This window comes from Sphingomonas sp. HDW15A, assembly GCF_011301715.1.
In the GTDB taxonomy this organism is placed as follows: Bacteria; Pseudomonadota; Alphaproteobacteria; order Sphingomonadales; family Sphingomonadaceae; genus Sphingomicrobium.
Window position 1 is genome coordinate 214,855 of record NZ_CP049870.1, and the last position, 26,150, is coordinate 241,004.

At 64.6% G+C, this 26,150-nt stretch carries 23 protein-coding genes and 3 pseudogenes; 13 read left to right on the forward strand and 13 right to left on the reverse strand.

Features of this window, described 5'->3' with window-relative positions; genetic code table 11:
- Positions 1 to 4: 4 nt before the first annotated feature.
- The 4 genes from G7076_RS01175 to G7076_RS01190 are packed head-to-tail and all read left to right on the forward strand — an operon-like array spanning position 5 to position 2,488.
- A complete protein-coding gene (locus G7076_RS01175) occupies positions 5 to 1,033 on the forward strand; it encodes a YihY/virulence factor BrkB family protein (RefSeq protein WP_166199696.1) in 1,029 nt (342 codons plus the stop codon).
- Positions 1,030 to 1,833: an enoyl-ACP reductase FabI gene (gene fabI / locus G7076_RS01180; protein WP_166199698.1), complete on the forward strand. Its 804-nt coding sequence runs from the start codon at positions 1,030 to 1,032 to the stop codon at positions 1,831 to 1,833. Before G7076_RS01175 ends, fabI begins: the two co-directional genes overlap by 4 nt.
- The gene (locus tag G7076_RS01185) at positions 1,833 to 2,105 is read left to right on the forward strand and encodes an acylphosphatase (protein ID WP_206367554.1); all 273 of its coding nucleotides are present in this window, start codon (positions 1,833 to 1,835) and stop codon (positions 2,103 to 2,105) included. The genes fabI and G7076_RS01185 overlap by 1 nt, the downstream gene beginning before the upstream one ends.
- A complete protein-coding gene (locus tag G7076_RS01190; protein WP_166199703.1) occupies positions 2,102 to 2,488 on the forward strand; it encodes a YkvA family protein in 387 nt (128 codons plus the stop codon). The genes G7076_RS01185 and G7076_RS01190 overlap by 4 nt, the downstream gene beginning before the upstream one ends.
- An 18-nt stretch (positions 2,489 to 2,506) precedes the next feature.
- On the opposite strand, the pseudogene G7076_RS01195 reads toward G7076_RS01190, so the two are convergent.
- The 5 genes and pseudogenes from G7076_RS01195 to trpD all read right to left on the reverse strand — a co-directional run bounded on the left by G7076_RS01195 (position 2,507) and on the right by trpD (position 8,279).
- A pseudogene (locus G7076_RS01195) lies at positions 2,507 to 3,795 on the reverse strand (adenylosuccinate synthase).
- Positions 3,796 to 3,909: 114 nt separating this feature from the next.
- Entirely contained in the window at positions 3,910 to 4,692 is a 783-nt protein-coding gene (gene trpA / locus G7076_RS01200) for a tryptophan synthase subunit alpha (RefSeq protein ID WP_166199705.1), read from the reverse strand.
- Positions 4,692 to 5,855, reverse strand: a complete 1,164-nt coding sequence (gene trpB / locus G7076_RS01205; RefSeq protein ID WP_166199707.1) for a tryptophan synthase subunit beta — start codon at positions 5,853 to 5,855, stop codon at positions 4,692 to 4,694. Before trpB ends, trpA begins: the two co-directional genes overlap by 1 nt.
- Positions 5,846 to 7,213, reverse strand: a complete 1,368-nt coding sequence (trpCF, locus tag G7076_RS01210; RefSeq protein ID WP_166199709.1) for a bifunctional indole-3-glycerol-phosphate synthase TrpC/phosphoribosylanthranilate isomerase TrpF — start codon at positions 7,211 to 7,213, stop codon at positions 5,846 to 5,848. The genes trpB and trpCF overlap by 10 nt, the downstream gene beginning before the upstream one ends.
- Positions 7,206 to 8,279 carry an anthranilate phosphoribosyltransferase gene (trpD, locus tag G7076_RS01215; RefSeq protein WP_206367555.1) on the reverse strand — a complete coding sequence of 358 codons (1,074 nt, stop codon included), beginning with the start codon at positions 8,277 to 8,279 and terminating at the stop codon, positions 7,206 to 7,208. Before trpD ends, trpCF begins: the two co-directional genes overlap by 8 nt.
- Before the next feature lie 389 nt (positions 8,280 to 8,668).
- Between trpD and G7076_RS01220 the strand changes: the two genes are divergently transcribed.
- Both G7076_RS01220 and G7076_RS01225 read left to right on the forward strand, forming a co-directional pair.
- The gene (locus G7076_RS01220) at positions 8,669 to 9,133 is read left to right on the forward strand and encodes a hypothetical protein (protein ID WP_166199711.1); all 465 of its coding nucleotides are present in this window, start codon (positions 8,669 to 8,671) and stop codon (positions 9,131 to 9,133) included.
- A 217-nt stretch (positions 9,134 to 9,350) separates the two neighbouring features.
- Complete coding sequence (locus G7076_RS01225) at positions 9,351 to 9,983, forward strand: hypothetical protein (protein ID WP_166199713.1); 633 nt, start codon at positions 9,351 to 9,353, stop codon at positions 9,981 to 9,983.
- Positions 9,984 to 10,001: 18 nt separating this feature from the next.
- On the opposite strand, the gene G7076_RS01230 is transcribed toward G7076_RS01225, so the two are convergent.
- Positions 10,002 to 10,379, reverse strand: coding sequence for a hypothetical protein (locus G7076_RS01230; protein ID WP_166199714.1), 378 nt, complete (start codon positions 10,377 to 10,379; stop codon positions 10,002 to 10,004).
- A gap of 148 nt (positions 10,380 to 10,527) precedes the next feature.
- Here G7076_RS01230 and G7076_RS01235 point away from each other — a divergent pair, with 148 nt between their 5' ends.
- Positions 10,528 to 11,982: a S41 family peptidase gene (locus G7076_RS01235; protein WP_240913827.1), complete on the forward strand. Its 1,455-nt coding sequence runs from the start codon at positions 10,528 to 10,530 to the stop codon at positions 11,980 to 11,982.
- Here G7076_RS01235 and serA read toward each other — a convergent pair.
- The 3 genes and pseudogenes from serA to G7076_RS01250 all read right to left on the reverse strand — a co-directional run bounded on the left by serA (position 11,979) and on the right by G7076_RS01250 (position 15,137).
- Positions 11,979 to 13,555 (reverse strand): annotated as a pseudogene (gene serA / locus G7076_RS01240) (phosphoglycerate dehydrogenase). The gene G7076_RS01235 and the pseudogene serA sit on opposite strands and share 4 nt — an antisense overlap.
- Positions 13,552 to 14,016 (reverse strand): Rid family hydrolase, encoded by a 465-nt coding sequence (locus tag G7076_RS01245; protein ID WP_166199716.1) that lies wholly within the window; start codon positions 14,014 to 14,016, stop codon positions 13,552 to 13,554. Before G7076_RS01245 ends, serA begins: the two are co-directional and overlap by 4 nt.
- Positions 14,013 to 15,137, reverse strand: coding sequence for a phosphoserine transaminase (locus G7076_RS01250; RefSeq protein WP_166199718.1), 1,125 nt, complete (start codon positions 15,135 to 15,137; stop codon positions 14,013 to 14,015). The genes G7076_RS01245 and G7076_RS01250 overlap by 4 nt, the downstream gene beginning before the upstream one ends.
- 363 nt (positions 15,138 to 15,500) lie before the next feature.
- Here G7076_RS01250 and G7076_RS01255 point away from each other — a divergent pair, with 363 nt between their 5' ends.
- Genes G7076_RS01255 through xth form a run of 3 tightly spaced genes read left to right on the forward strand, consistent with a single transcriptional unit; the run spans position 15,501 to position 17,616 of the window.
- Positions 15,501 to 16,442, forward strand: coding sequence for a M23 family metallopeptidase (locus G7076_RS01255; RefSeq protein ID WP_166199720.1), 942 nt, complete (start codon positions 15,501 to 15,503; stop codon positions 16,440 to 16,442).
- Positions 16,443 to 16,479: 37 nt separating this feature from the next.
- Positions 16,480 to 16,809 (forward strand): iron-sulfur cluster assembly accessory protein, encoded by a 330-nt coding sequence (locus tag G7076_RS01260; protein WP_240913828.1) that lies wholly within the window; start codon positions 16,480 to 16,482, stop codon positions 16,807 to 16,809.
- Positions 16,810 to 16,842: 33 nt separating this feature from the next.
- Positions 16,843 to 17,616, forward strand: coding sequence for an exodeoxyribonuclease III (gene xth / locus G7076_RS01265; RefSeq protein WP_166199724.1), 774 nt, complete (start codon positions 16,843 to 16,845; stop codon positions 17,614 to 17,616).
- Here xth and G7076_RS01270 read toward each other — a convergent pair.
- Positions 17,613 to 18,746: an N-acetyltransferase gene (locus tag G7076_RS01270; RefSeq protein WP_166199725.1), complete on the reverse strand. Its 1,134-nt coding sequence runs from the start codon at positions 18,744 to 18,746 to the stop codon at positions 17,613 to 17,615. The two genes, xth and G7076_RS01270, sit on opposite strands and share 4 nt — an antisense overlap.
- 127 nt (positions 18,747 to 18,873) lie before the next feature.
- Here G7076_RS01270 and G7076_RS01275 point away from each other — a divergent pair, with 127 nt between their 5' ends.
- Positions 18,874 to 19,968, forward strand: coding sequence for a fatty acid desaturase (locus G7076_RS01275; RefSeq protein WP_166199727.1), 1,095 nt, complete (start codon positions 18,874 to 18,876; stop codon positions 19,966 to 19,968).
- Here G7076_RS01275 and lptG read toward each other — a convergent pair.
- Entirely contained in the window at positions 19,952 to 21,049 is a 1,098-nt protein-coding gene (gene lptG, locus G7076_RS01280) for an LPS export ABC transporter permease LptG (RefSeq protein WP_166199729.1), read from the reverse strand. The two genes, G7076_RS01275 and lptG, sit on opposite strands and share 17 nt — an antisense overlap.
- Positions 21,046 to 22,160 (reverse strand): annotated as a pseudogene (locus G7076_RS01285) (LptF/LptG family permease). The gene lptG and the pseudogene G7076_RS01285 overlap by 4 nt, the downstream one beginning before the upstream one ends.
- A gap of 232 nt (positions 22,161 to 22,392) precedes the next feature.
- On the opposite strand from G7076_RS01285, the gene G7076_RS01290 reads away from it, so the two are divergent.
- Together G7076_RS01290 and G7076_RS01295 are read left to right on the forward strand one after the other, a co-directional pair.
- Positions 22,393 to 23,370: an acylglycerol kinase family protein gene (locus G7076_RS01290; protein WP_166199731.1), complete on the forward strand. Its 978-nt coding sequence runs from the start codon at positions 22,393 to 22,395 to the stop codon at positions 23,368 to 23,370.
- Between the two features lie 8 nt (positions 23,371 to 23,378).
- Positions 23,379 to 24,230, forward strand: coding sequence for a hypothetical protein (locus tag G7076_RS01295; protein ID WP_166199733.1), 852 nt, complete (start codon positions 23,379 to 23,381; stop codon positions 24,228 to 24,230).
- Here the strand turns inward: G7076_RS01295 and G7076_RS01300 are convergent.
- Positions 24,187 to 26,085: a response regulator gene (locus tag G7076_RS01300; protein WP_166199734.1), complete on the reverse strand. Its 1,899-nt coding sequence runs from the start codon at positions 26,083 to 26,085 to the stop codon at positions 24,187 to 24,189. The two genes, G7076_RS01295 and G7076_RS01300, sit on opposite strands and share 44 nt — an antisense overlap.
- Positions 26,086 to 26,150 lie beyond the last annotated feature (65 nt).

A 26,150-nucleotide genomic window follows, 5' to 3' on the forward strand; every position in this document is an offset into this window, starting at 1 on the left:
TCGGATGCAGGACCAGCATCCGCTGTCGCCAGAGGAACGGCGAAAGGAGCAGGCAGCGGAAGCCGCGGCGCTCGGGCCGCATGTCGCCGAGGCTCATCACCCGCCGCCGACCGCTTGGGAGATCACCAAGCGCGTCGCGATCGGCGTCTATAACGATGGCTTCATCCACGCCGGCAACCTCGCCTTCCTGTCGCTTCTGGCGCTGTTTCCATTCTTCATTCTCGCTGCCGCCATCGCCCAGTTGCTCGGCCAGTCGGCTGACGGTCAGCGCACCGTGGCGACGATCCTCGCGCGTTTGCCGCCGAACGTCGCCGAAGTCTTGAGCGCGCCGATCCAAGAAGTGCTGACGGCGCGAACCGGACCATTGCTGTGGTTCGGCGCGATCGTCGGCCTGTGGACCGCGGCAAGCTTCATCGAGACGATCCGCGACATCCTGCGCCGCGCCTACGGCGTTCCTTATAGCGCGCCCTTCTGGACCTACCGCCTGGGTTCGCTGGGGATCATCCTTGTCGCCGTCCTGCTGCTGATGCTCGCGTTCGGCCTTGCGGTTCTCGGCACATCGATCGAGCATTTCGTGGTCGCCCGGCTGCCGGCGTCGGACGGTCTTGCGACCCAGTTGGGCTGGTATCGTTTCGCGCCGGCGGTGACGCTTTATGCCACGTTTTACGCGATCTTCTTGATCCTCACCCCCAAGCGCTACCGCAAGATCGGCTGCCGCAAATGGCCCGGCGCGATGCTGGTGACATTATGGTGGATCGCCAGCGTCGAATTGCTTCCACCGGCGCTCGCAATGGCCGGCGGCTACGAGATCACGTACGGAAGCCTCGCCGGCGTGATGATTGCGCTGATTTTCTTCTTCCTCGTCGGCCTTGGGGTGGTTACCGGCGCCGAGCTCAACGCCGCGCTGGCCGATTACGGCGGCAAGGCGCTAAAGGGCGAGGTTTACGAGGGTCCATACGCGCAGCAGCTCGAGGTCGAGGAACCGGAGCCGGGCGAAGATGTGGAATTGAGCGAACAAGGGGCAAAAGCATGAGTGGATTGATGAGCGGCAAGCGCGGACTCATCATGGGCCTGGCGAATGACAAGTCGCTGGCCTGGGGGATTTCGAAGCAACTTGGCGAGCAGGGCGCCGAGCTGGCGTTCAGCTACCAGGGCGAGGCGCTCGAAAAGCGGGTGCGGCCTTTAGCGGAGCAGCTCGGCAGCGACTTCTGTTTCGACTGCGACGTGTCGGAAACGGCCGCGCTCGACCGCGCGTTCAAACAAGTCGCTGAACGCTGGGACGGGCTGGACTTCGTCGTCCATGCCATCGGCTTTTCCGACAAGAACGAGCTTCGCGGCGGCTACGTCGACACCAGCCTTGAGAACTTCCTGATGACCATGAACATCTCCGTCTACAGCTTCTGCGCGGTGGCGCAGCGGGCGCGGCGGATGATGAAGCCGGGCGGGTCGATGCTGACCCTTAGCTATTATGGCGCGGAGAAGGTCATTCCGCATTACAACGTCATGGGCGTCGCCAAGGCCGCGCTCGAGACCAGCGTCAAATATCTCGCCGCCGACCTTGGGCCCGAGGGCATTCGCGTCAACGCGATCAGCGCCGGACCGATCAAGACCCTGGCCGCGAGCGGGATCGGCGACTTCCGCTACATCATGAAGTGGAACGAATATAATGCGCCGCTCCGCCGCAACGTGACGATCGAGGATGTCGGCGGCGCAGGGCTTTACCTGCTCAGCGACCTTGCCAGCGGCGTGACTGGCGAAATCCACCATGTCGATGCCGGCTACAACGTCGTCGGAATGAAGGCCGAGGACGCGCCCGACATCGCGACAGTGTGATGGCCACAGCACGCCGCATTCGTGTCACTGGCCGGGTGCAAGGCGTGTTCTTCCGCGCGTGGACGCGCGAGCAGGCAAAGCGGCTCGGTGTTTTCGGATGGGTTCGCAACTGCGCGGATGGCAGCGTCGAGGCGCATGTCGAAGGCGAACAAGCGGCGGTCGAGGAGATGATCGCGGCGATGAAGCACGGACCGGGGGCGGCGAGGGTGGACGCGCTGGACTGCGAAGCGGTCGCCCTGACCGGAGCGCATAACTTCGAAGTGACGCATTGAGCGGTCGGCTAAAAGACTGGGCACGCCGGCTGAAACGCGATGTCGTCGCCTTGTGGCTTGCCGCCCGGGACCCGAGAACGCCAATCGGCGCGAAGCTGCTCGCCGGGGCGGTCGCAGCCTACGCACTGAGCCCGATCGACCTCATTCCCGACTTCATCCCGGTGCTCGGCTATATCGACGACCTGATCATCGTTCCCGCCGGAATCTGGCTGTCATTGAAGCTGATACCGGCCGCGCTGATGGACGAACTGCGCGTGGAAGCAGACCGGCGCGGGGAGCGGCCCACCAGCCGCGGAGCGATGTTCGTCATCGTGCTGGTGTGGGTCGCGCTCGCCTATGGCGCCTACCTGCTCTTCGTGGACCGGGGCCTGATCCGCTACTGAGCCAGGCCCGTGCTCTGCTCAGGACGTGAATGGGTCTCGCACCAAAATCGTGTCCTCCCGCTGCGGGGAGGTGGAGACCAGCGCCACCGGGCAGCGGATCAGCTCTTCGATTCGGCGGACGTATTTGATCGCTTGGGCGGGAAGGTCTGCCCAGCTCCGCGCGCCTGCGGTGGTGCCGCTCCACCCGTCCATTTCCTCATAGATCGGCTCGGCCCGCATCTGGTCCGCAGCGTGCGGCGGGAGATAGTCGAAGGTCTCGTGGTCGATGCGATAGCCGGTGCAGATCTTCACCGTCTCGAGCCCGTCGAGGACGTCGATCTTGGTCAGCGCGATTCCGGTCACGCCGCTGACCGCGGCCGACTGGCGGACGAGCACGGAGTCGAACCAGCCGCAGCGCCGTTGGCGGCCCGTAACGGTGCCGAATTCATGGCCTCGCTCGCCGAGGCGCTGGCCGATGTCGTCGCTTAGCTCGGTCGGGAAGGGGCCTGAGCCGACGCGGGTGGTGTAGGCCTTGACGATGCCGAGCACGAAGCCGGCCGCGCCCGGGCCCATGCCGCTGCCGCTGCCGGTCGTACCGGCGACCGTGTTGGAAGAGGTGACGAACGGATAGGTTCCGTGGTCGACGTCGAGCAGAACGCCCTGCGCGCCTTCGAACAGGATTCGCCGCCCGCGTCGGCGCGCCTCGTCGAGATCCCGCCAAACCGGACGGGCAAACTGCAGGACGAAGTCGGCGATCCCGGCAAGGTCGTCCTTCAGCCGGTCGCGGTCGACGGGGGCTGGCCGAAGCCGGCGCGAAGGTGGTCGTGATGGGCGCATAGTCGATCGAGCAACGGGTCGATCTCGGCGAGGTGCGCGAGGTCGCAGACGCGGATGGCGCGGCGGCCGACCTTGTCCTCATAGGCCGGGCCGATCCCACGGCGAGTGGTGCCGATCTTGCCGGCGCCGCTCGCATCCTCGCGCATCGCGTCGAGATCGCGGTGAATGGGAAGGATCAGCGGGCAGGTCTCGGCGATGCGCAGCACGTCGGGCTCGATGCGGACATCCTGCGCCCGCAGCTTCTCGACCTCGGCCTCCAGCGCCCACGGATCGAGCACGACGCCGTTGCCGATTACGGAGAGCGTGCCGGTGACGATTCCGCTGGGGAGCAGGCTGAGCTTGTAGACCTTTTCGCCGACGACAAGCGTGTGGCCGGCATTATGGCCGCCCTGGAAGCGGACGACAACGTCGGCGCGGCTGGCGAGCCAGTCGACGATCTTTCCCTTGCCCTCGTCGCCCCACTGCGCGCCGATGACCGTGACGTTACCCACTTGAGAATCCCCTTGGCGGTTGCGGCTGCGCCTTAGGGGAGGGGAACGCGGGGGTCAAAGCGAGGCGTGTCGGCGTAGGGCGATTGCGACGGTGGAACGAGCTCCGCGGGCCCGCTAGGCGCGGGCGAGCGCCCGGCAGAAATCGCGGACCTGGGCAGGTCCGTCCTCAAGCGCGGCGATCTGGACCAGCGCGCTGCCGACGATTACTCCCGCGGCGCCCGCCTGTGCGGCGGCGGCGACATGTTCGGCCGTCGAGATTCCGAAGCCGAGGACAGGCGGGTGTGCTCCATGCCGTTCGAGCGCTGCGAACAGGGCGCCGTGCGCTAGCCGGGGCGCCTCACCGGAGCCGGTGACTCCGCTGCGCGCGACACAATAGGTGTAGCCGCGGCCTAAGCCTGCGATGCGCTGAAGTGCGGAGTCGGGCGTGTTTGGAGCGGCGATGAGAACCGGATCGATTCCAGCGGCGATCATGTCCTCCGCCCACGGTTCGGCCTCGATCGAGGGGACGTCCGCGACGAGCAGGCTGTCGGCTCCGGCATCGGCAAGTTCGCGAGCGAAAGCGGAGCGACCGCGAGCCATGACGATGTTCGCGTAGGTCAAGATGCCCACGGGAACGGCGGGATGGCGGGCGCGGAAGGCGGCGATCATCCCGAGGCAGTCGTCCGGGGTCACGCCGGCTTCGAGCGCCTGTTTCCCGGCGCGGGCAATGACCGGGCCGTCTGCGACCGGATCGGAGAAGGGGATGCCGAGTTCGACCATGTCGGCGCCGCCCTCGACGAGCGCGTCGAGCAGTTCGGCAGTGGCGGATGGTGAGGGGTGGCCAAGCATCAGGAATCCACCGAAAGCGATGCGGTTTTGGGCACGGCAGGCCGCGAACATGGATGCGTAGCGACTCATTAAGCGGCCTCCAGCAGCTTCTGCACGGACGCCATGTCCTTGTCGCCGCGACCGGACAGGCCGACGAGGATCAGCGCGTCGGGCTGCTCGGAGTGGAGGCGCAGGGCCTCGGCAATGGCGTGCGACGATTCAAGGGCGGGGACGATGCCCTCATGCCGGGCGAGGGCCTTGAAGGCGGCAAAGGCTTCGTCGTCTCTGGCTCCCACATATGTCGCGCGGCCGATATCCTGGAGGTGGGCGTGCTCCGGCCCGACCGCTGGATAATCGAGGCCGGCGGAGATGGACCAGCTGTCGCTGACCTGGCCATGGCGGTCCTGGAGTATGAGCGTTTCCGAGCCGTGGAGGATTCCGGGGCTGCCGCGTTGGAGGGTGGCGCCATGATCCTGGCCGCTTAGGCCGCGCCCGGCCGCTTCGACGCCGATCAGGCGGACGGACTCGTCGGGCACGAAATCGCTGAACAGGCCGATGGCGTTGGAGCCGCCGCCGACGCAAGCGACGACGGCATCGGGAAGGCGGCCCTCGGCGGCGAGCATCTGCTCGCGCGCCTCGCGGCCGATGATGCGTTGGAACTGGCGGACCATCAGGGGAAAGGGATGCGGTCCGGCGGCGGTCCCGAGAAGGTAATGGGTGTCCTCGAAGCTGGCTGCCCAGTCGCGAAGCGCCTCGTTCACCGCGTCCTTGAGTGTGCGGTCGCCGGCGGTCACGGGCACGACCTGCGCGCCCATCAGCGCCATGCGGTGGACGTTCAGCGCCTGCCGTTCGACATCGTCGGCGCCCATGTAGATTTCGGTTTCAAGGCCGAGCAATGCCCCGACCATCGCGGTCGCGACGCCATGCTGGCCGGCGCCGGTCTCGGCGATGAGGCGGGTCTTGCCCATGCGCTTGGCGAGCAGGCCCTGGGCGAGCACCTGGTTGGTCTTGTGCGCGCCGCCGTGGAGCAGGTCCTCGCGCTTCAGGTAGATGCGGCCCTGCCCGAGGTTGCGGCAACGGGTCAGGGGCGTCGGGCGACCGGCATAGGTGGTGAGAAGCGCGTCGAGCTCGGCGCGGAAGGCGGGGTCCTCTTCCGCGTCGAGGAAAGCGGCCTCGAGCTGAACGAGCGCGGGAAGGAGAATCTCGGGAACGTAGCAGCCGCCGAAGCGGCCGAAGCGGCCATTCAGGCGCATATGCGGAGCCTTTCCTTGCGCGAAACAGTGCGGAGCGCGTCGAACAGCGCAGCGATCTTTGAATGGTCCTTGATGCCGGGGGCCGCGTCGGTTGCCGAGCCGACGTCGATCCCGAACGCGCCGAGAGCGCGGGCGGCGCGGGCGTTGTGCGCGCCGATGCCGCCGGCGATCATCGCGCGGCCGAGCCCGGGGTGGCCGGCGAGCGCGGACCAGTCGAAAGGCTCACCCGTACCGCCGCCGCGGTTGTCGAACAGCAGCCGGTCGCCGCCTGCGCGCGGCGGGTCTGCAGGATGCTGGGCGAGCCAGATTTCGCCGGCGAACGCCTTGCGGAGAGCAGCGACGTAGGCGATGCCTTCGGCGCCGTGGAGCTGGATCGCTGCGAAAGGCACCCGGCTGGCGGCATCGACGACTGTCTCAAGCGGCGCATCCCGGAAGACGCCGACGAAAGGCGGGGCCTTGGGGCCGGAAAGCGCTTCGGCTTGCGCGAGCGTCACGCTTCGCGGGCTTTCCGGCACGAACAGCAGCCCGGCATAAGCGGCGGGCGCGGCGGCGATGAGGTCGTCGGCCGTCCGCAATCCGCACAATTTCACGCGGCCGAATGCGAGCGCGCGCGCGGCAAGGCGAGGATCGGGGTCGCGCATCGGCGTGGAACCGACCAGGAAGGCGTCGACGAGCGGCGACAGGCGGTCGATGTCGGCGCGGGTGGCAATGCCGGATTCCGCCACGAGCGTCCGGCCTTGAGCCAGAGGTGAAAGGCGTTCGGTTACCGAAAGATCGGTACGGAAGCTTTTGAGGTTGCGGTTGTTGATGCCGATGAGAGGTGCGCCAAGTGCGATGGCGCGGCGAATCTCCGTTTCGTCGTGAACCTCGACGAGCACGTCCATCCTGAAACGCGCGGCCTCGGTCATGACTTCGCTAACGGCGCGGTCGTCGAGCACTGCGAGAATTGCGAGGACAGCATCGGCCCCGGCCAGCCGCGCCTCGACTACCTGACGCGGATCGACGACGAAATCCTTGGCGAGGATCGGCCCATCGAAGGCGGCGCGGGCGGCGCGAAGATCGGCGTAGCTGCCCTGGAAATGCGGATCGACGAGAACGCTCATCGCGTCGGCGACGCCGCTGTAGGCGCGCGCGATGGCAACCGGATCGGCGGAAGCGTTGAGCGGTCCTTCCGACGGGGACGCGCGCTTGTATTCGAAGATGAAGCGGCCGCCGGGCCGGTCGAGCGCGGCCTTGAGGCTGCGGGTGGTGGGCCTGGCCTTCGCGCGCAGTTCTTCGATCGGCATATCGCCTAGGCGTTCGCCAAGCTCTGTTCGCTTAGCGGCGACAATCGGTCCAAGCAGGCCGAGATCAGTCATTGCTGGCCTCGACATAACGCTTGAGCACCTGTGCGGCCTTGCCGGTGCGAAGTGCATCGCGAGCGAGGGCGACGCCTTCGCGCAGGTCGCCCGCCTTGCCCGCGACGAGGAGCAGCGCGGCGGTGTTTAAAAGGACGATCTGCTCGTCGGCCTCCGGGGCCTTGCCATTAAGGAGCGCCCGAAAGCGGGCGGCGTTTTCGGCCACGTCGCCGCCTTTGACGACGCGCAATGGGACTCGTGTCAGTCCGGCCTGCTCCGGTGTGAGCTCGATATCCTCCATGTCGTCGCCGTTGATGCGGACGGCTCTTGTGGGGCCGTGAAGCGCGACCTCGTCGAGGCCGGAGCCGTGGACGACCAGAGCCTGCTCGACGCCCATCGCTTGGAGTACCTGGGCGATCCGGTGAAGCATGGCTGGGTCTGCGACGCCGAGAAGCTGGACCCGTGGGCGGGCCGGATTGATGCAGGGGCCGAGCAGGTTCATCACCGTACGCACCTGGAGCTGGCGGCGGACCAGCGCGGCGTACTTCATTCCGGGGTGGTAGGCAGGCGCGAAGAGGAAGCAAAAGCCGGTCTCGTCGAGGAGTTTGCGGGCCCTGGGCGCTTCCATGTCGAGCCGCGCGCCAAGCGCTTCGAGAACGTCCGCCGAGCCGCATTGCGAGCTGACCGAGCGGTTGCCGTGCTTGGCTACGGGGAGGCCGCAGGACGCGGCGACGAATGCGGTGGCGGTGGAGACGTTGATGAGGCCCGAACCGTCTCCGCCAGTGCCGCAGCAATCGGCGAACAAATAGTCCGGCCGATCGAACGGGGTCGCGGCGGCGAACAGGGCGCGGGCGGCGCCGATCATTTCCGCCGCAGTCTCCCCCTTTACGCGGAGCGCGATGAGCATTCCGGCGATCTCGGCCGGTTCGAGGCGGCCCAGCACCAGCCGCTCGAACAGGTGGCGGCTGTCGTTCTCGCTAAGGTCCGTGCCGCCGAGCAGGCCGGGCATCGGGTTGGGGACGGGGCGGTCGACAATGATATCGTTGGCGGCAAGCGGGGCGGCCAGAGCGGCAGATTGGCTGGTCATGGCAAATTCCTTCAAGGCAATAAAAAAGCCCGCCGGAGGGGCGGGCTTACCGTGGGGTGGCTTGGTGTTTCGGCGTTAGGCCGTGGTCACCAGCCGCGCCATCGCGCCGCCGCATAAGCGAGCGCGCGCCACCAAGTGGCGTTGAGGTTCGAGGGGCGGGCCAATGTCATCGGCGTCATCGCTAAGCGGCGGACATCGGTGGGTCAACCCAGAACATCCGTTCGCGCTTCGTGAACGGCATGATTGCGAAGTTGGCGAAATAGCGGGCGCAATTCACGAAAACCCCGCTTGCCGCGGCGGAGACCATTGGGAGATGCGGGGTTCGTGCCGACGCAAGTTCCGCCGCCTTACGCCTTACCCGACATGGAGAAATGACGATGAAGCCCCTGATGACTCTTGCCTTGACGACCTTGGTCCTTCTCCCCTCAGCGGTTGCCGCGGCGGCGCCGGTTCCCGCAAAGGCTATCGACGTCCGATGCGACCCAGGCCCCACAGCGGCGGGCGCCCAGGCGCCCAACCTTCATGGCCACTGGGACTTTCTGATGGTGCCGCGGGGGTTGCCCAGCTTTGGCCTGATGTCGATTGGCTTCGTCGGCGCCGAATATGGCGGATCGCTGGCACCGGTACGGACCGCGCCGGTCGTTGTTCGCAACATCAGCCTGACCGGCAACGATATCCACATGGTCGTCGCGTCGCGCGAGGGCGACGTGCGGTTCGACGGGAAGCTGTCGGCCAAGGGCGATTTCATGTGCGGAACCGTGACCTATCACGGCGGAGAGACCTTCCCTATGGTCGCGCAAAAGCGCCCTTCGACCTACCAGTCGCCGCCGCAGTCGCAGCGGGCGGCGCGGTAGTACGAGACGTGTAAGCGGTGGCGCGGGCTTGCACGCCGGCCTCCTTCTCTACATGGCCCGCGACAGCTCGAACTGCGCCTACAGCATCTGCAACGCGACTTCGCGGCGGCAGGCAGCCTCGAGGACGGTTGCGGCGGCGCCTTAGGGGAGGGCCGGAGGGCTGCCCCGCGCGCTTGAATTTGACATTGGTCCGCCACCGCATTTCCATGGTGGCGCCATGCGAGACCGGGGGATCACAGCAGCGAGCGCCAACGCGCGGATGATGGCGGCAGTCACTGGCGGGCTGCTGCTTGCAACGTTGTGGGCGTGGACTGGCGCCCCGCCTGAGGCGGGGTCGGCGAAGATGGTGACGCGAAATCTCGGTGCGGTTCTCCTAGTCGTCACCGCGCTCACGACCGCGAACTATCTCTACGCCGCCGCGCTGGCGCGGAAACTGCGTCGGGGCGAAGGCGTCATTGCCGGCTGGACCGTGCCTCAGGCGGAGTTCGAGCGCTTCCGGACTGAAGAACGCGCGATGACCAAGCGGAAAAACAATTGGCGCATGCCGCGCGGTGGTACGCGGTCAGGGCTACCGGTGATCTTTGGCCGGGACTGTGTCTTGGTGGGCGACACCTATTTCAAGTTGCTGGGCAAGGGCATCTCTCGGTTCGCTAGCGTCCGGATCGAGCAGGGGGCGACCCCCTCGGTCGAATTCGCGATGCGCCTGACGGCTTATGGCTCGGTGGGGCTGGGACAGACCGCACGCTATCGCGGGCACTTGCGCGTGCCGATCGCTCCCGGTGCGAGCGTTGAGGCGGCGCGCGTCGTCCGTCATTTTGAGGACGTGCTGGAAGGCCGGGCGAAGCTCTAGGCAGCGGATGGTAAGAGGCTACTGAGCTGTTCCGCAATGCTCGTTGCGGACGCCCGTCCCGAAATCAATCTCCTTGAGTTTCATCCAGAGATTGGCGCCACCCGTCTTGCGCACCGTTCCATCGGGGAAATGCGTCTCGGTGGCGATGTGCTTCCGCATATTCGTGCGGCAATCGATCATCGAGGTGCTAATGACCCTTCTGCCGACGTAAATGGGCGGCTTCTTGTAGGTCATCTCCATCCGGTACGTCAGCAAATCGCTGTCCCACTTGATCGAATCGAGATCGAGGCGAGTCTTGATGCGATCGTTATCGACACGTTCCTGCCACCTTTCGGCATTCCCAGATCCGGAAATGCCGAGGAGCGTGAGAAACAAGAGCGCCGGAATTCGGGGCATGACGCGTCCCTTCGCAACAGCGATCCGGGGAGGGCGAGTGTGGCAGCGTCGGTCCTTGCCATCAAGCACGCGCTTCTTCGTCTGCACATTCCCGTCTATGATCCCGGGCGGTTGGTTCGTCTTCGGCGCCGCGCGCACGATGGAGAACATGATGATGTTGTCGCGACGCCAGACAATCGCCGGAGGCGGGGCTACACTGCTGGCCAGCCACGCCGGTCTTCGCGCCGGTCCCGGCGCAGGCGAAATCGCCGACGATATTGCCATCGCCCGCCGCGCTTTGGCCCTGCACCCCGGCCTCTACCGCTATCAGAGCCCGCGACAGGTCGAGCAACGCCTGCAGCACCTGCAGCGCGACTTCGCGGCGGCACGCAGCCTCGACGAGCGCTTCCTCCTGCTTTCGGCCTTCACGGCGCTGGTTCGATGCGGGCATACGCATTGCAATCCATACAATCAGAAGAAGGCGACAACCTCGGCCTTGTTCGAGCGGCCGACGCGCCTGCCATTCGCCTTCGACTGGATCGACGGACGGATGGCCGTGGTCGCCGACCGCAGCGGCACTGGCAAGCTGCCGCGCGGAACCGAAATCCTCAGCATCGGCGGCGAGTCCGCGCCGCGCCTTCTGAAGCGGCTGCTGCCCTATGCCCGCGCCGACGGCTCAAACGACGCCAAGCGAGTCAAGCAGATGGCGATGCTCGGCACCGACAAGATCGAGACGTTCGACATCTTCCAAAGCCTGCTTCGCCCGCCGGTCGGCGGCGCCTTCCGATTGCGCTTTCGAACGCCGGACGGAAGGGTATCGGATGGTCGGTTTGCGGCACTTACATCCGCGCAGCGGCTGGCGGCACGAACCACGATAGACACCAATGGCGCTACCGAGCCCTTCTGGACGTGGGCGATGGCTGACGGCATCGCCACTCTGACCATGCCAAGCTGGGTGATGTACAACAGCAAGTGGGACTGGCAGGCGTGGCTCGGCGATCGGCTCGACAGTCTTACGAGCGCCAAGGGCCTGATCATCGATCTTCGCGCCAACGAAGGCGGCAACGATTGCGGCGACGTCATCCTCGCTCGGCTGGCGGGTCGCGATCTGGACTTTGCGGGCTATCGCGAACTGGTCCGCTACCGCCGCACCCCAAAGGACCTCGACCCTTATCTCGATACGTGGGACGACAGCTTTCGAACGATCGGCGAGAAAGCGGTCGACGCCGGCGACGGCTTTTTCGAGCTGGGCAAGGAGGGGAGCGACACCATAAGGGCGGTCGGACCGCGTCTCAGCCTGCCGGTCGCCGCGCTGGTCGGCCCGACCTGCAGCTCGGCCACTTTCGCATTCGCCCGGCGGGCGCAGGAATCCGGACTTGTGCGGCTGTTCGGCGAGCCCACCGGCGGGAACCTTAGGGGCATCAACGGCGGCGCCTATTTCTTTGTCCGGCTGCCCGGCAGCGGGCTTGAGTTCGACCTGCCGATCAAGGGCTATTACCCGTTGCGCCCGCAACCCGATCGCGGCGTGCTGCCCAATGTCCTTGTGCGGTCGTCGCTAGCCGACATCGACATGGGGCGAGACCGCGTCATTGCCACGGCCCGCGCGTGGATAGCGAGCGCCTAAAAGCGTAGCGGCACGACCCTTCGCACCCCTTCGAGATTGCAGAGCGTCTCGACTACTTCCGGCCCAATCGCGCCGTCGACCGCGACGAGGCTTGCGGCCTCGCCATGCGCCTTGCGACGGCCAAGGTTGAAGGTGGCGATATTGATGCCCGCCTCGCCAAGCGCCGTTCCGAGCTTGCCGATGAAGCCGGGTGTATCGGTATTCACAATGTAGAGCATCGATCCGTCGAGCTCGGCCTCGATCTCGATCCCGAACATCTCGACGAGACGCGGATGCACTCCGAACAGCGTTCCCGCGACACGACGAGCACCCTTGTTGGTCGTCACCTCGACCGCGACGAGCGTATGGTAGGCGCCCTCGCGGTCATGGCGGACCTCGCGAACGTCGAGGCCGCGTTCCTTGGCCAGGAACGGTGCGTTGACCATGTTCACCGTGTCCGAATAGGTGCCCATCAGCCCGGCCAGGACGGCGCCGGTGATCGGCTTCTGGTTCAACTGCGCCGCGGCACCCTCGACCTCGATGGAGACGCCCTTGATGTCCTCGCCGACAACCTGGCCGACCAGTTTCCCGAGCTTTTCGGCGAGCGCCATGTAGGGCCTCAGTCGGGGCGCTTCCTCGGCACTCAGGCTTGGCATGTTGATGGCGTTCGTGACACCTCCGAGGAGGAGGAAGTCGCTCATTTGCTCGGCGACCTGAATGGCCACATTGACCTGCGCCTCGCTGGTCGATGCACCCAAATGCGGGGTCGAGATGAAGCCCGGCGTCCCGAACAGGGGCGAAGCGGTGGCGGGCTCCTTCTCGAACACGTCGAGCGCCGCACCCGCGACATGACCGCTGTCGAGCGCGTCCTTCAATGCCTCCTCGTCGATCAGCCCGCCGCGCGCGCAGTTGACGATCCGCACCCCTCGTTTGGTCTTGGCCAATGCTTCGCGCGACAGAATTCCGCGCGTCTGGTCGGTCAGCGGCGTGTGCAGCGTGATGAAGTTGGCACGTCGCAGCAGCTCGTCGAGCTCGACCTTCTCAATCCCGAGATCGAGCGCGCGCTCGGGGTCAGAAACGGGTCGAAGGCGACGACCTTCATGCGAAGGCCGAGCGCCCGCGTTGCGACGATCGAGCCGATGTTTCCGGCGCCGATCAGACCCAGCGTCTTGCCGGTGACCTCGACACCCATGAAGCGGTTCTTCTCCCACTTGCCGGCCTGGGTGCTGGCGTCGGCTTCGGGGAGCTGGCGGGCGAGCGCGAACATCAGGGCAATGGCATGCTCCGCCGTGGTGATCGAATTGCCGAAAGGCGTGTTCATGACGACCACGCCGGCGGCGGTGGCTGCAGGGATGTCGACATTGTCGACGCCGATCCCCGCGCGGCCGACCACCTTCAGATTGGTCGCCGCATCAAGGATGTCCTTCGTGACCTTGGTCGAGCTGCGGATGGCGAGGCCGTCATACCCGCTGATAATGGCCTTCAGCTTATCGGGTGACTGGCCCGTGATCTCGTCGACATGAATGCCGCGCTCGCGAAAGATCGCGGCGGCTTTCGGGTCCATCTTGTCGGAGATGAGGACGCGTACGGTCATTTCTTGGGCTTCTCCGGCACGTGGGCGACAAGCGTGATCTCGGCGATCCCGCCGGGCTGAAGGAGGCCATTTGTGCCGACCGCCGTCCACGCCGGCGGCTTGCCCTTCATGTAGCGGTTCTTCACCTTCACCATGGCGTCGATCTGGGCATTCACGTCGGTGTGGACGCTGCGAACCTCGACTACGTCGTCCCAGCTCGCGCCGGCGCGGGCGAGGATTTTGCCGAGGGCCTCGAATGCACGTGTGAAGGCCTTGTCTGTATCCGTCTCGCCGGGCGCGAGATAGACGGGGACGCCCGAAAGATAGGCGATGCCGTTGCTGACGACCGCGTCCGCATAGCCAAATTGCTCTTGGAACTGCCGCTGCCGTGCATTCTCCGGCATGACGACATTGGCCTGCTGGCGCGCGCCTTGCGAAGTTTGAACTACGGCGGCGAGCACGAGAAGCGTCGTCGAGATCATTGGCTGGTTTCCTTCCATGCCCAGTCGAGCCACGGCCCAAGGGCCTCTATGTCGGCGGTGTCCACCGTCGCTCCACACCAGATACGCAGGCCGGGAGGCGCATCGCGGTAGCCGGCGATGTCGTAGGCTGCGCCTTCCGCCTCGAGCAAGGCAGCAAAGCGCTTGATGAAAGTCGCGTCAGCGCCGTCGACGGTCAGGCACACGCTGGTCTTCGAGCAGCTCGATGGGTCCTGAGCCAGATGCCCCAGCCAGTTGCGCCCGGCGACGATTCGATCGAGTGCCGCGGCATTGGCTTCGGTGCGCGCAATCATGCCCTGGAGCCCGCCGACGCCGCGCGCCCATTCGAGTGCGAATATGGCATCTTCGACGGCGAGCATCGACGGCGTGTTGATCGTTTCGCCGGTGAAAATTCCTTCGTTCAAAGTTCCCGATTTAAGCAGTCGGAACAGCTTGGGCAGTGGCCGATCGGGCACGAAGCTCGCGAGGCGCTCGACCGCGCGCGGGCCGAGAATGAGGACTCCGTGCGCGCCTTCCCCGCCGAGCGCCTTCTGCCAGCTGAAAGTGGCGACATCGACCTTGTCCCACGGAATGTCATAGGCGAACACGGCGCTGGTCGCATCGGCGAAACTCAGCCCCTCACGGTCGGCCGCGATCCACTCGCCGTGGGGCACGCGCACACCGCTGGTGGTGCCGTTCCAGGTGAACAGGACATCGTTCGACCAATCCACCTGCGCCAAGTCGGGCAGGTCGCCATAATCGGCGCGGATGATCGTCGGGTCGAGCTTCAGCTGCTTGACCGCGTCGGTCACCCAGCCTTCGCCGAAGCTCTCCCAAGCGAGGCAAGTGACGGGACGAGCGCCGAGCATCGACCACATGGCGAGCTCGAACGCGCCAGTGTCGGAGCCGGGCACGATGCCGATTCGGTGCGTGTCGGGAAGCGCGAGCGTCTCGCGCATCAGGTCGATGCAATATCTGAGGCGTTGTTTGCCGAGCGTACCACGATGCGACCGGCCGAGATCGTTGAGGAAAAGCTTGTCGGGAGCCCATCCAGGCGGCTTGGCGCATGGCCCCGAAGAAAAAAACGGCCGCGCCGGAAGTGGCGGCTTGTCGGTGGTCGTCAATGTAACTCTCCTCGCAGAGAGCGCGCGCCGCGTTGGGACGGCGTGGCCCGACACCACGCATAACCCAATGAGCGAGGCGGGCAAGCGACAACGCAGAAATGTGAAGAAATCTCAGGGAAGACCCGGTCAGGCTTAACCTGAATCAAGTTTTCCAAACGGTTCATCCCGCAGCGAACGCCATTCACCCATAACCGGGGAACCCAAGGTTGTATTCCTTAACCACTCTGGGACACCTTCACGTCTTCCAGATGCGGGTGGGCAAAACGCGTATCTCGGAAAAGGGAGGGGCCTCAGGCTCCAGGAGAAGAGAAGTTGGCGGCGCGTCACGTAGGCGCGTCGGCGAGATTTTTGGAGCGTGGTAAAATGACCAGGACGATCCGCATGACGAGCGCGCTGTTCCGCGACCGCGATTTCTTCGTGCACGACGGAAGCAAGCTTCGTCGATTTACGATCCCGGCTTACGCCCAGATGATTGCCGCTCTCGCCATCGGCCTGCTCATTGCCTTTTCGACCTTCTCCGTAATCCGCTTCCTCTCCCCCGCCGCGCCCACCGTCACCAGCAATATCCCGACCGACCTCGTCCGCCTCGCCGCCGTTACCGAGCGCCGCGTTGCCGAGCTCGAATATCGACAGCAGCAATTGGCCGCGATGCTTTCGGGCGAGGAAATTGATCCGGAAGTCCTCAAGTACATTGTGACGACTTCTACCGGGGCGCAGGGCGGCCCGTACGAGCCGGTGAGCGCGACCAGCGATTCGACCTTCAAGCAACTGTTCACCAGCTGGAAGAAGCTCGACAGCCTGCAGAGCGGCGCGATCGCCGTCCCGTCCGACAAGCCGGTCAAGACCGCGTCCTTCACGTCGGGCTACGGCGTCCGCTCCGATCCGTTCAGCGGGGGCGCAGCCCGCCACATGGGCATCGACCTCGCCGGTCCCGTTGGAACACCGATCTATGCCACCGCCGACGGCAACGTCAGCGACAGCGGCTGGAACAGCGGCGGATACGGCAACCTCATCAAGATCGACCATGGCCGCGGGATCGAAACCCGCTATGGCCACCTTTCAAAAATCCTCGTTTCGGCCGGGACCCGCGTGAAGCGCGGCCAGTTGATCGGCTACATGGGTTCGACCGGCCGGTCGACCGGAAGCCACCTCCATTATGAAGTCCGCATCGAGGGCCGTGCCGTCAATCCGGTGCCGTTCATGAAATCCACCGACTACCTGCTTGCCATGCAGAGGAATGGCGGCGGAGTGTCGATGGATAACCACGTCGCCCAGGGCGGCCCGCAGGGCTCGCCGAAGCGCTAAGCTTGCCGCGCAGGGTCCGCGCACCTATCTCCAACGCGTGACTGAAGCCTCCATCTCCCTGACCCAATCTGCCGCAGAGCGGGTTCGCCTGATCGCCGAACGGCAGGGCAAGGCGCCCGTTTTGCGCCTGGCGGTCGACGGCGGGGGTTGCGCCGGCTTCACTTACAAATTCTCTCTCGGCGAGCCCCAAGAGGGCGATTCGTCGACGATGTGCGCCGGCGCGACCTTGGTGGTCGATCCGATCAGTCTCGACATGCTTGCCGGAAGTCAGGTCGATTATGTCGAAGAACTGGGCGGCGCCGCGTTCCGAGTGACCAACCCCAATGCGGCTTCCGGCTGCGGCTGCGGAACCAGCTTCAGCATCTAGCGCCCCATTGCCGGCCTGCGCTAGGCAGCGGCGATGAAGCTGGTCACCTACAACCTCAACGGTATCCGCGCCCGGCTGCCGCGCCTGATCGAATATCTTCAGCGCGAGCAGCCCGATATTGTCTGCCTCCAGGAGCTGAAATGCGCGGATGAGGCACTGCCCATCGTGGATATTGAGGCCGCGGGATATCATGCGGTTTGGCACGGCCAAAAGGGCTTCAATGGGGTCGCCGTGCTGGCAAAGGGCGAGGCGCCGACGCTTCGCCGGGTCGGGCTTCCGGGCGATCCCGACGATACGCATAGTCGTTATATCGAGGCCGAAGCCGGCGGGCTTGTGGTGGCGTCCATCTACCTTCCCAACGGCAATCCGATTGGCACCGAGAAGTTCGATTACAAGCTGAAGTGGATGGAACGGTTGTGCGCCCACGCCGCCGAACTGCTGGCGGAAGAGAGGCCGGTCGTACTTGCCGGCGATTACAACGTTATTCCCGAGGACCGCGACACCTTTAGTCGCAGGGCGATGGCCAACGACGCCCTGTTCCAGCCGGAAAGCCAGCAGGCCTTCCGCCGTTTGGTCAACCAGGGCTGGACCGACGCCCTTCGCGCCTTCCATCCTGACGAGCCGAAGCTCTTCACCTTCTGGGACTATACGGCCGGCGCCTGGCAGCGGGACGCGGGTTTCCGGATCGATCACCTGCTCTGTTCGCCGCGCGCGGCCGACCGGCTGCTGGGAGCGGAAGTTCACAAATGGGCCCGGGCTGAGGAGAAAGCATCCGACCATGCGCCGGTAGCGATCGAAGTGGCCTAGAGCTTCTTGGTGTAAATTCGATAGGTATGATTGACACCAGCGCCGGGTAGCTGGGCGATCGACATCATGCCCTGATTGTCTTCCAACACCCAGCCAAACTCGCCGAAATAGACACCATATTTGCTGACGCACACACGGCGCGTGAACTCGATCAGCATGAAGGCGAACTGGCTCGCCAACCGGCTGTTGTGGAATTTCTTGCGCACACCCATTAGCGGCACCCGCACTCGCCGTGTGGTCACCTTGCGCAGTCGCCATAGCAACTTGGCCCAGCCGAATGGGAACAGGGTCCCGTTCAAGTCGGCAATCATCTCGTTGACGTCAGGGATGGTGATCATGAAAGCGGCAGGATCGCCGTCATATTCCACGATCTTGACGAGATCGCCGACGATGATCGGCTTCAGCTTCTTGCCGGCATAAGCAATCTCCGCTTCGGTCAAGGGTACGAAGCCCCAATTGTCCGACCATGCGTCGTTGAGCATGTCGAGGACCAGCGCCGCTTCCTCGTCGAACCGCGACTTGTCGACATCGCGAATACGAATACGCGGGTTCTTCTCACCCGACTTGATCAGCCGGTCGATCACCGGAATCATGTCGATGCGTATGTCGAGCGCGAAGGTGTAAAGGTCCTTGGCCTTCTCATAACCGGCGGTCTCAATCCATTGCCGGTATTCGGGCCGGTGGTGCCCCATCATCACCAGCGGCGTCTCGACAAATCCTTCGATGAGGAGACCAGGCTCGTCCCAGATGGAAAGGCTGATCGGGCCCAACGCGTGTTTCATCCCTTGAACACGGAGCCAGTCTTCCGCGGCGCGGATCAGCGCGGCTGCGGTATCGCCATCGTGCGCGTCGAAGAAGCCCCACTGGCCAGTCGCGGGCATCCGGTCCTGCACAAGATCGTCGACCTGGGCGCTGATGCGGCCCACCACTCTGCCATCGCGCTCAGCCAGGAAAAGCTCGGCGCGGCCATGGCCGAACCACGGATTGTGGTTCGGATCGAGCAGGGCATGAACCTCGCTCTTGAGCGGTGGAACCCAGGCCGGGTCGTCCCTGTATACCTCCCACGCGAAATCGACGAAGGCCTTGCGATCGGCCTTGCTACGGACCGGGCGGATGGAAAGCGCACTCATCGTGCGTTTGGCTAGTGGCTTGAGCCGCTAATGTCACGGTTTGAGCTTGTTCAGCCTTGGCTCAGCCTTCTCTGGCCATGATCGTGCCACTATCTTTGGGCAGTCGGCAAAGCCGAAACAGAGACCTATGACCAGCGCCACACTCATCAAACAGGCCGCAATCGGCGCGGCGACGGCTTCGCGTCCCAAGGGCGACGACAAGGCGATGCTGCGCGCCGCAGCCAACCTGACGCGCGAGCTCAACGCGCCGAATGCGGCCGTCTACTGGCTCGACATGCTCGGTTCCGCTCTGGTCGGCTATGGCGCCCTGGCCTTGGCGATTGTCGCTCCAACGCTGGCCGGGACGCTGGTGACTGCGCTGGTTGCAATTCTCGCGCTTTATCGCGCCGGCTCCTTCATTCATGAGATCACGCACATCAAGGCGGGCTCGCTCCCGGGCTTCAAGAATGCGTGGAACGCCGTAGTCGGCGTGCCGCTGTTAGTGCCCTCGTTCATGTACGAAGGCATCCACAACATGCACCATGCCAAGATCCGCTACGGAACCGTCGAGGACCCCGAATATCTTCCGCTGGCGCTGATGAAGCCGTGGACGCTGCCGCTGTTTTTGGCCGCCGCGCTGCTTGCGCCGGTCGCACTGCTGTTCCGTTTCGCGGTGCTTACCCCACTGTCGATGCTTAGCCCCAAGCTTCGGACACTGGTGGTCGGTCGCTTTTCGGGCCTTCAGATCAACCCATTGTTCCGCCGCAAGCCGCCCGAGGGCGATTTCGCGCGGGCCTGGGGCTGGATGGAGGGGGCGGCGAGCCTGTGGGCGATTACGCTCGTCACTCTCGCCATCACCGGCATCGTCCCGCTTCGCGCTTTCGCCATTTTCGTCGGCATTGCGTCGGGCGTGATGCTGCTTAATCAGGTTCGTACTCTGGTCGCGCATTTGTGGGAGAACGAGGGCGACCCGATGTCGGTGACCGAGCAATATCTCGACACGATCAATGTGCCGCCGCCGGGCATCTGGGCTGAGCTGTGGGCGCCGGTCGGCCTGCGCTACCACGCGCTTCACCATTTGCTTCCGGGCATTCCCTATCACGCGCTTCCGGTCGCGCACCGCCGGTTGATTGTCGAGCTGGGCGAGGATTCCGCTTATCATGCGTCGAATCGCCGCGGTCTGTTCCCGCTTATCGGACGCCTTGCCGCGGCATCATGGCGGGGGCCTACTCCTCGGATCTAATCAGGATCGCTTCCCCGATCAGGAAGAACAGCAGCAACGGCGCCCATGCCGCGAGCCAGCCCGGGTAGGCGCCGGCATTGCCGAGCGCGAGGCTGAGGTTGTCGACGACGAAATAAGTGAAACCGAGCGCCATCCCGGCCGCCGCGCGAAGCAGGACCTGTCCCGAACGCGCTAGCCCGAATGCGGCGATCGCCGCCAGTAGCGGCATCAGCACGACCGACAGTGGTCCGCTGAACTTGTGCCAATAGCCGGCGCGTACTTCATCCGTCGGCCGGCCGGCCGCTTCAAGGTCGGCAATGGAATGTTTCAACTCGACGACATCCTGCTCGTCGGCCCTGACCTTGGCGAGGTTGAACCGGTCCGGCGTGACGCCCGGAAGCGCGTCGAGCGAAGGCAGTCGGCGCGCGAAGTTCATGTCGGCGTCGTAGGTCGAGACATTCTCAAGCCGCCAGCCGCCCGCAGCCTGGACTGCGGATTCCGCCTTGACGATCCGCGCGAGGCGATTGTCCTCGCGCTCGAAAACGGTGACGTGACGAAGCCGGACATCGGAGCCGCGGCCCATCACAAGCTTGGCTTGGGCGAAGTCGTCGCCGCTCCGCACCCAGACGTTCGACTGAACCCCGCTTTCGGCCCTGAGCGGTTCGTAGTCATTATCGCTCCAAGCCGTCACGGTACGGTTCGAATCGACCGCAACAACTTCATTGAAGGCGAAAGCCACGCCGGCGAGTGCGATGCTCGCGATCAACATCGGTGCCAGGATTTGGTGGGCTGAGAGACCAGCGGACTTCATCGCCACCACCTCGCTATTCTGGTTCAACGAGGCGAGCGCGATCAGCGTCCCTAGCAACGCCGAAAAAGGCAGGAAGCGTTGCACCAGCAAGGGAACGCGCAGCGAAACGTAGCGCCAGAGTTCGGCCTCGCCATTGCCTTCGACCCGCAGGATCTTGCCGGACTCGCCCAACAGGTCGAGAGCCATCAGCACGATCACCAGCAGGACGAGCACCGCAAAGGTGCGGGTGACGAACAGTTTGGTGAGATACCACCCAAGCTGCCGCGAGGGCAGGAAATCGAGATTGATCATGCCGGAACCCGCCGTTTCGGAATCATGCGGCGAATTGCCTTTCCGGTCCTCGCCGCCGCCCATTCCAGCGCACCGATCGGCTGGCCGCCAGGCCGGTGAGCAAGGACGTGATACATCCAGAATATGATCGCCACGAACAGCAGGAAGGGCAACCACAGCGCGAGCTCCGGCGCTATCCGGCCCTGCGAGCCCATGTTCTGCGCGTATTGGTTGATCTTGTGATAGGTGACCACCATCACGATCGCAAAGAAGATGCCGAGCGCTGAGCTGCTCCGCTTGGGCGGCACGGCAAGCGCGACCGCCAGTAATGGAAGCATTAGCATCATCGCGATTTCGACCAGCCGGAAGTGCAAGTTGGACCGCGCCTCGAGCCGGTCCTTCAGGTCCGGGTCGTTGGCGGCGACCGACGCGACCTCGGGAAGTGTCAGCTCATCCTTGTCGTTACCGCGGCTGCGGAACCGGTCGCCGGCGGGAACACTGATCGGCAAGTCATAGGATTCGAACGACAGGGTCCGCGGCGTGGGGAACTTCGACGAATCTTGGATCAATCGGCCGCTGCGAAGACGGAAGATGATCGTTTCCGGATCGTCGGTCGCCAAGAACTGGCCGCTTTCGGCAGTCGCCGAAATTTGTGTGCCGCCTTTGTCGTCGACAGCCACGAAGATGCCCGACAGCCGGGTGCCGTCGTCGTCGCTGCGGTCGATCCGCAATGTAAGGCGCTTGCCGAGGTTGTTGAACTCGCCGACCTTGATCGAGGCGCCAAGCGCCCCGAGCGGAGGTCGAAGCGGAGGCCTTCGTACCGGTAGCGCGAATAGGGCTCGACCCAGCCGACGATGACGATGTTCAGCAGCATCAGGCCGAGCGCGTAGAAATAGGGAACGCGCAGCAACCGCCCGAAGCCGATGCCGATTCCGCGAAGCGCATCCAGCTCCGATGAAAGCGCCAGCTTGCGGAACGCGAGCAGAATTCCGAGCATCAGCCCGATCGGAATGCCCAGCGAGAAGTATTCCGGAAGGAGATTGGCCAGCATCCGCCACACGACGCTAAGCGGCCCGCCCGTGTTCACCACGAAATCGAACAGGCGAAGCATTTTCTCGAGCACCAGCAGCATTGCAGCCAGCACGAGCGTCCCGATCAAGGGCACCGCAATCGAACGGGCGAGATAGCGGTCAATCAGGCCTGCACTACGCAAAATCGTCGTTCCACCACCATGATTTGGCCGCAAAGCGGGCGGATGACATCCGTCCACAGCTAAGCTGCCCATATAGACGACCGGCCCGCAAAATCATGCCTATTCGTTTCTTCATCATTCGACTGGCGACCGCGCCCGGCGGCGGACGGCGATGAACACTCGTCCGCGCATCGCCCTGCTATCCAACCCGCGCTCGACCGGGAATATCGCGCAACTACCGCGAATCCGCGCCTTCTGCGCGGAGCACCCCGACGTCTTTCACTATGAAGTTGAACATGCTCACCAGATCGGCGACGCCATGCGCACCATCGCTCGGGTTCAGCCCAAGCTGCTGGTCATCAATGGCGGTGACGGAACCGTCCAGGCGGCGCTCACAGAACTTCATAACGGCGGGCATTTCCAGGGCGCCGCGCCGCCGGTGGCGGTACTTCCGAGCGGCAAGACCAACCTCATTGCGATGGACCTCGGGATTCAGGGCGATCCGGTGCGCAGCCTCGAAAAGCTTATCGATCTCGCGCGTTCCGACTTCAGCTCCAGCCTCGTTGATCGCGAGCTCATCGCGCTGAGCTTCGAGGAGAACGGCGACAAGCCCGTCATCGGCATGTTCCTCGGCGGTGCGGGCCTTGCCGATATCATGCTTTACTGCCGCAACCGTATCTATCCGCTCGGCCTTCCCAACGGCATCAGCCATGTCATCACGGCCTTCGCCGTCGTCCTTCGCCAAGTGATCGGACTCAAGGCGAAGTTCCTCCCTCCCGAACCGCGACCGCTCAGAGTGTCCGTGCACAAGGGTGGTGCGATCACGGGCAAGTTCGCGCTTCTCGCCGTCACGACGCTGGAAAAGCTTTTGCTTTCCGGCGAGCTCGGCAGCGCCGGCGGGGGACCGCTCAAGTTCGTTGCCGTCGAGCAGCGCGCCGGGTCCCTTCTCGGGGCATTCTTCGCAAGCCTGGGCGGGCGATTGGGCCGGACGAAGCTTACCGGCGTGCATGTCGAAGAGGCCGACGCAATCAGCATTGAGGGCGATTCCAGCGACGTCATCCTCGACGGCGAGACGTTTCGCGCAGAACGCGGCCGGCCGATCTTCCTCCGCCCCGCAACGCCCCTGTCGTTCGTTCGCCTCGCCGCCTGAGGCCATCCGTGTCTCTTGACGAACTGGTTGCCGAAGAGCTTGCGCGGCCGGTCGATCCGCGTGTCGCCGCCATGGCCGAGGCGATTGCCGCGGAACATGGCGAAGCGAGCCGCGCGGTCCTGTTCTACGGAAGCTGTCTCCGCGACCAGCCGATCGACGGGTCGATGCTCGATTTCTACCTGATCGTCTCGGACTATCGTTCGGCTTATCCCAAGCGTTGGCAGGCTGCTGCGAATGCGCTGATTCCACCCAACGTCTTCCCGTTCGCGCAAGATGGCCTTGCAGCCAAATATGCCGTGCTTAGCGAGACGGACTTTCACCGCCTCAACGGCCCTGAAACCCTCAACGTTTCGGTCTGGGCGCGTTTCGCGCAGCCTTCGCGGTTGGTGTGGACGAAGGACGAGGCCGCTCGCGGCAAAGCCATAGCGGCCGTAGCGCGGGCCGCGCCGACATTGTTAGGGTCGGCCGGCCGGAATGCGGGTGAGGACATTCTCGACTGGTGGCGCCGCGCGTTCCGCCTGACTTATTCCGCCGAACTTCGCGCCGAGCGGAAGGGAAGGGCGCAGTCAGTGGTCGACAGCGAACCTGACCGCTATCGCCGTTTCGGGGAAGCGGCCGCGCCGATTGTCACCGCTAACGCCGGTAAGTGGAGGCTGCGCCGTGCGCAGGGGAAAGCGTTGAGCGTTTTGCGACTGGCGAAAGCCAGCGCGACCTATGCCGGCGGCGCTGAATATATCGCCTGGAAGATCAATCGGCACGCCGGGACCTCGATCGCGCTCAAACCCTGGCAGAAGCGTCACCCGCTGCTTGGAGCGCTCAGCCTGCTCCCCCGGCTGCTGCTTTCCGGGGCGATCCGATAGGCGGTTCGCGTCGGGACAAAGCGGAGGCCACGGCCGATGCCAGCGCATTGACAGTGAATGGCTTGCGCAGCAGCTCGTGGCCCGCAAGGTCTTCGCTTTCGCCTTCGCCGACATAGCCAGTCACGAACAGTACCCCTATGTCCGGCCGCTCGGAACGAAGTCGCTTGATCAATTCCGGGCCTGTCATTTCCGGCATGATGACGTCGCTGATCACCAAGTCGAATTCCGTTGCCGAAAAGGCCTCCAGGGCCTCCGCGCCGCTTGCGCAAGCGGTCGGCTGGTAGTCGAGATCCTCCAGCGCGCCGATCGTCGCGGCGCGGACGCGCGGGTCGTCCTCGACAAGCAGGATTCGCGCGCCCGGAACGTGCAGGGCGGCCTCGCCGAATTCGATCTGGCTCTGCGTGCGCGCGGGGGCCAGGCTTTCCGTTCGCGGCAGGTAGAGCGACACGGTCGTTCCCTTGCCGACACTGCTCTCGATCCCGACTTCACCCTCCGATTGATGGGCGAAGCCGAAAATCTGGCTCAGACCTAGGCCGGTTCCCTTTCCGACCGGCTTGGTCGTGAAGAACGGCTCGAAGGCCCGTTCCATCACTTCCGGAGTCATCCCGCAGCCGGTGTCTGCGATCGACAGCTTGAGATAATCGCCGGGGCGGATGTCGCCGACAGCGTTGGCGGCCATCGTCACATTTTCCGTCGTGATGATGAGAACGCCCTCTCCGTCCATTGCGTCGCGCGCATTCACAGCCAGATTGAGGATCGCATTTTCCAATTGGTGGGAATCGACGAAAACCGGCCACGCCTTTTCGTCGAGCTTGGTGACAACCCGGATTCGCTCGCCCAGGGTCCGGTCGAGCAAGTCCGACATGCCGGCCACAAGCTCGCCGCTTTCGACGCGCTCCGGAAGGAGCGGCTCGGACCGCGCGAAGGACAACAGCCGGCGGGTCAGCGCTGCGGCTCGGGTCGCGCCTTCCATCGCGTTGGTGAGGTGGTGCATGACCTCCTTGCGCGGTCCGCTCAGGCGGCGCCGGGCAAGGTCGATGCCGCCGACCACGACAGCAAGCATGTTGTTGAAATCGTGCGCAATTCCGCCGGTCAGCTGGCCAACGGCTTCCATTTTCTGGACCTGCCGCAACTGGGCTTCGGCGGCTTCGCGCTCCGCCGCTTCTTCCTTAAGGGCAACGTTTGCTTCAAGCAATTCCTGGGTTCGCTCGCGCACCGCTTCCTCGAGCTTGAAGGCCCGTTCAGCTTCTGATTCCGCTTCCTTTCGCGCGGCCGCGTTGAGCCGGAAGGCCTGAACGGCGATAACGCCGAGATAAATCGCGCCAATGCCGACGATGATTCCCAGCCAGCTAAGGTAATCGGTAAGCCGGTCGGCTTCCGCAGAAAAGAATTGCGACTGCTGGATCCGTTGGCGGAGGGAAAGACGCTCGGCGTCCGCAATTTCGTTTAGTTTCTTGTCGAGCTCTTGGCCCGTCTCGGATTGCCCGGCCGCGTAAAAATAGCGCGGAGCGATGTCGCCTTGGCTCATCGAGGCGGCCCGTGCGGCCGGGAAGAATTCCGCATTGCGGCGCCGATAGAGTTCGGCGAGGGCATCGACCCGCTCCACCTGTGGCGGCGACTGCCGGACCAATGTGCGAAGCTGATTGATCTGGTAGCCGGCGAGGCGCCACTGGCTGTAGTAGATATTGCCGCTCGTCTCGACCTTTTCGTCGAGTACGAAGCGTCCAAGAGCGGCTTCCGCGCGGGAAATGCTGGATCCCACGCTCCGGGTAATCAGAGCGACGTCATAGGCGCGGCGCTCGTCGGCCAATGCCCGTTCGCGCGCGTCGTTGGATAGAGCGACGAGGATAACCATCCCAAGCAGGACTAGCGTGGCGATCAGTGCGGCTCCGGCGGCCCCACGCCACGCCAGTCGATCCG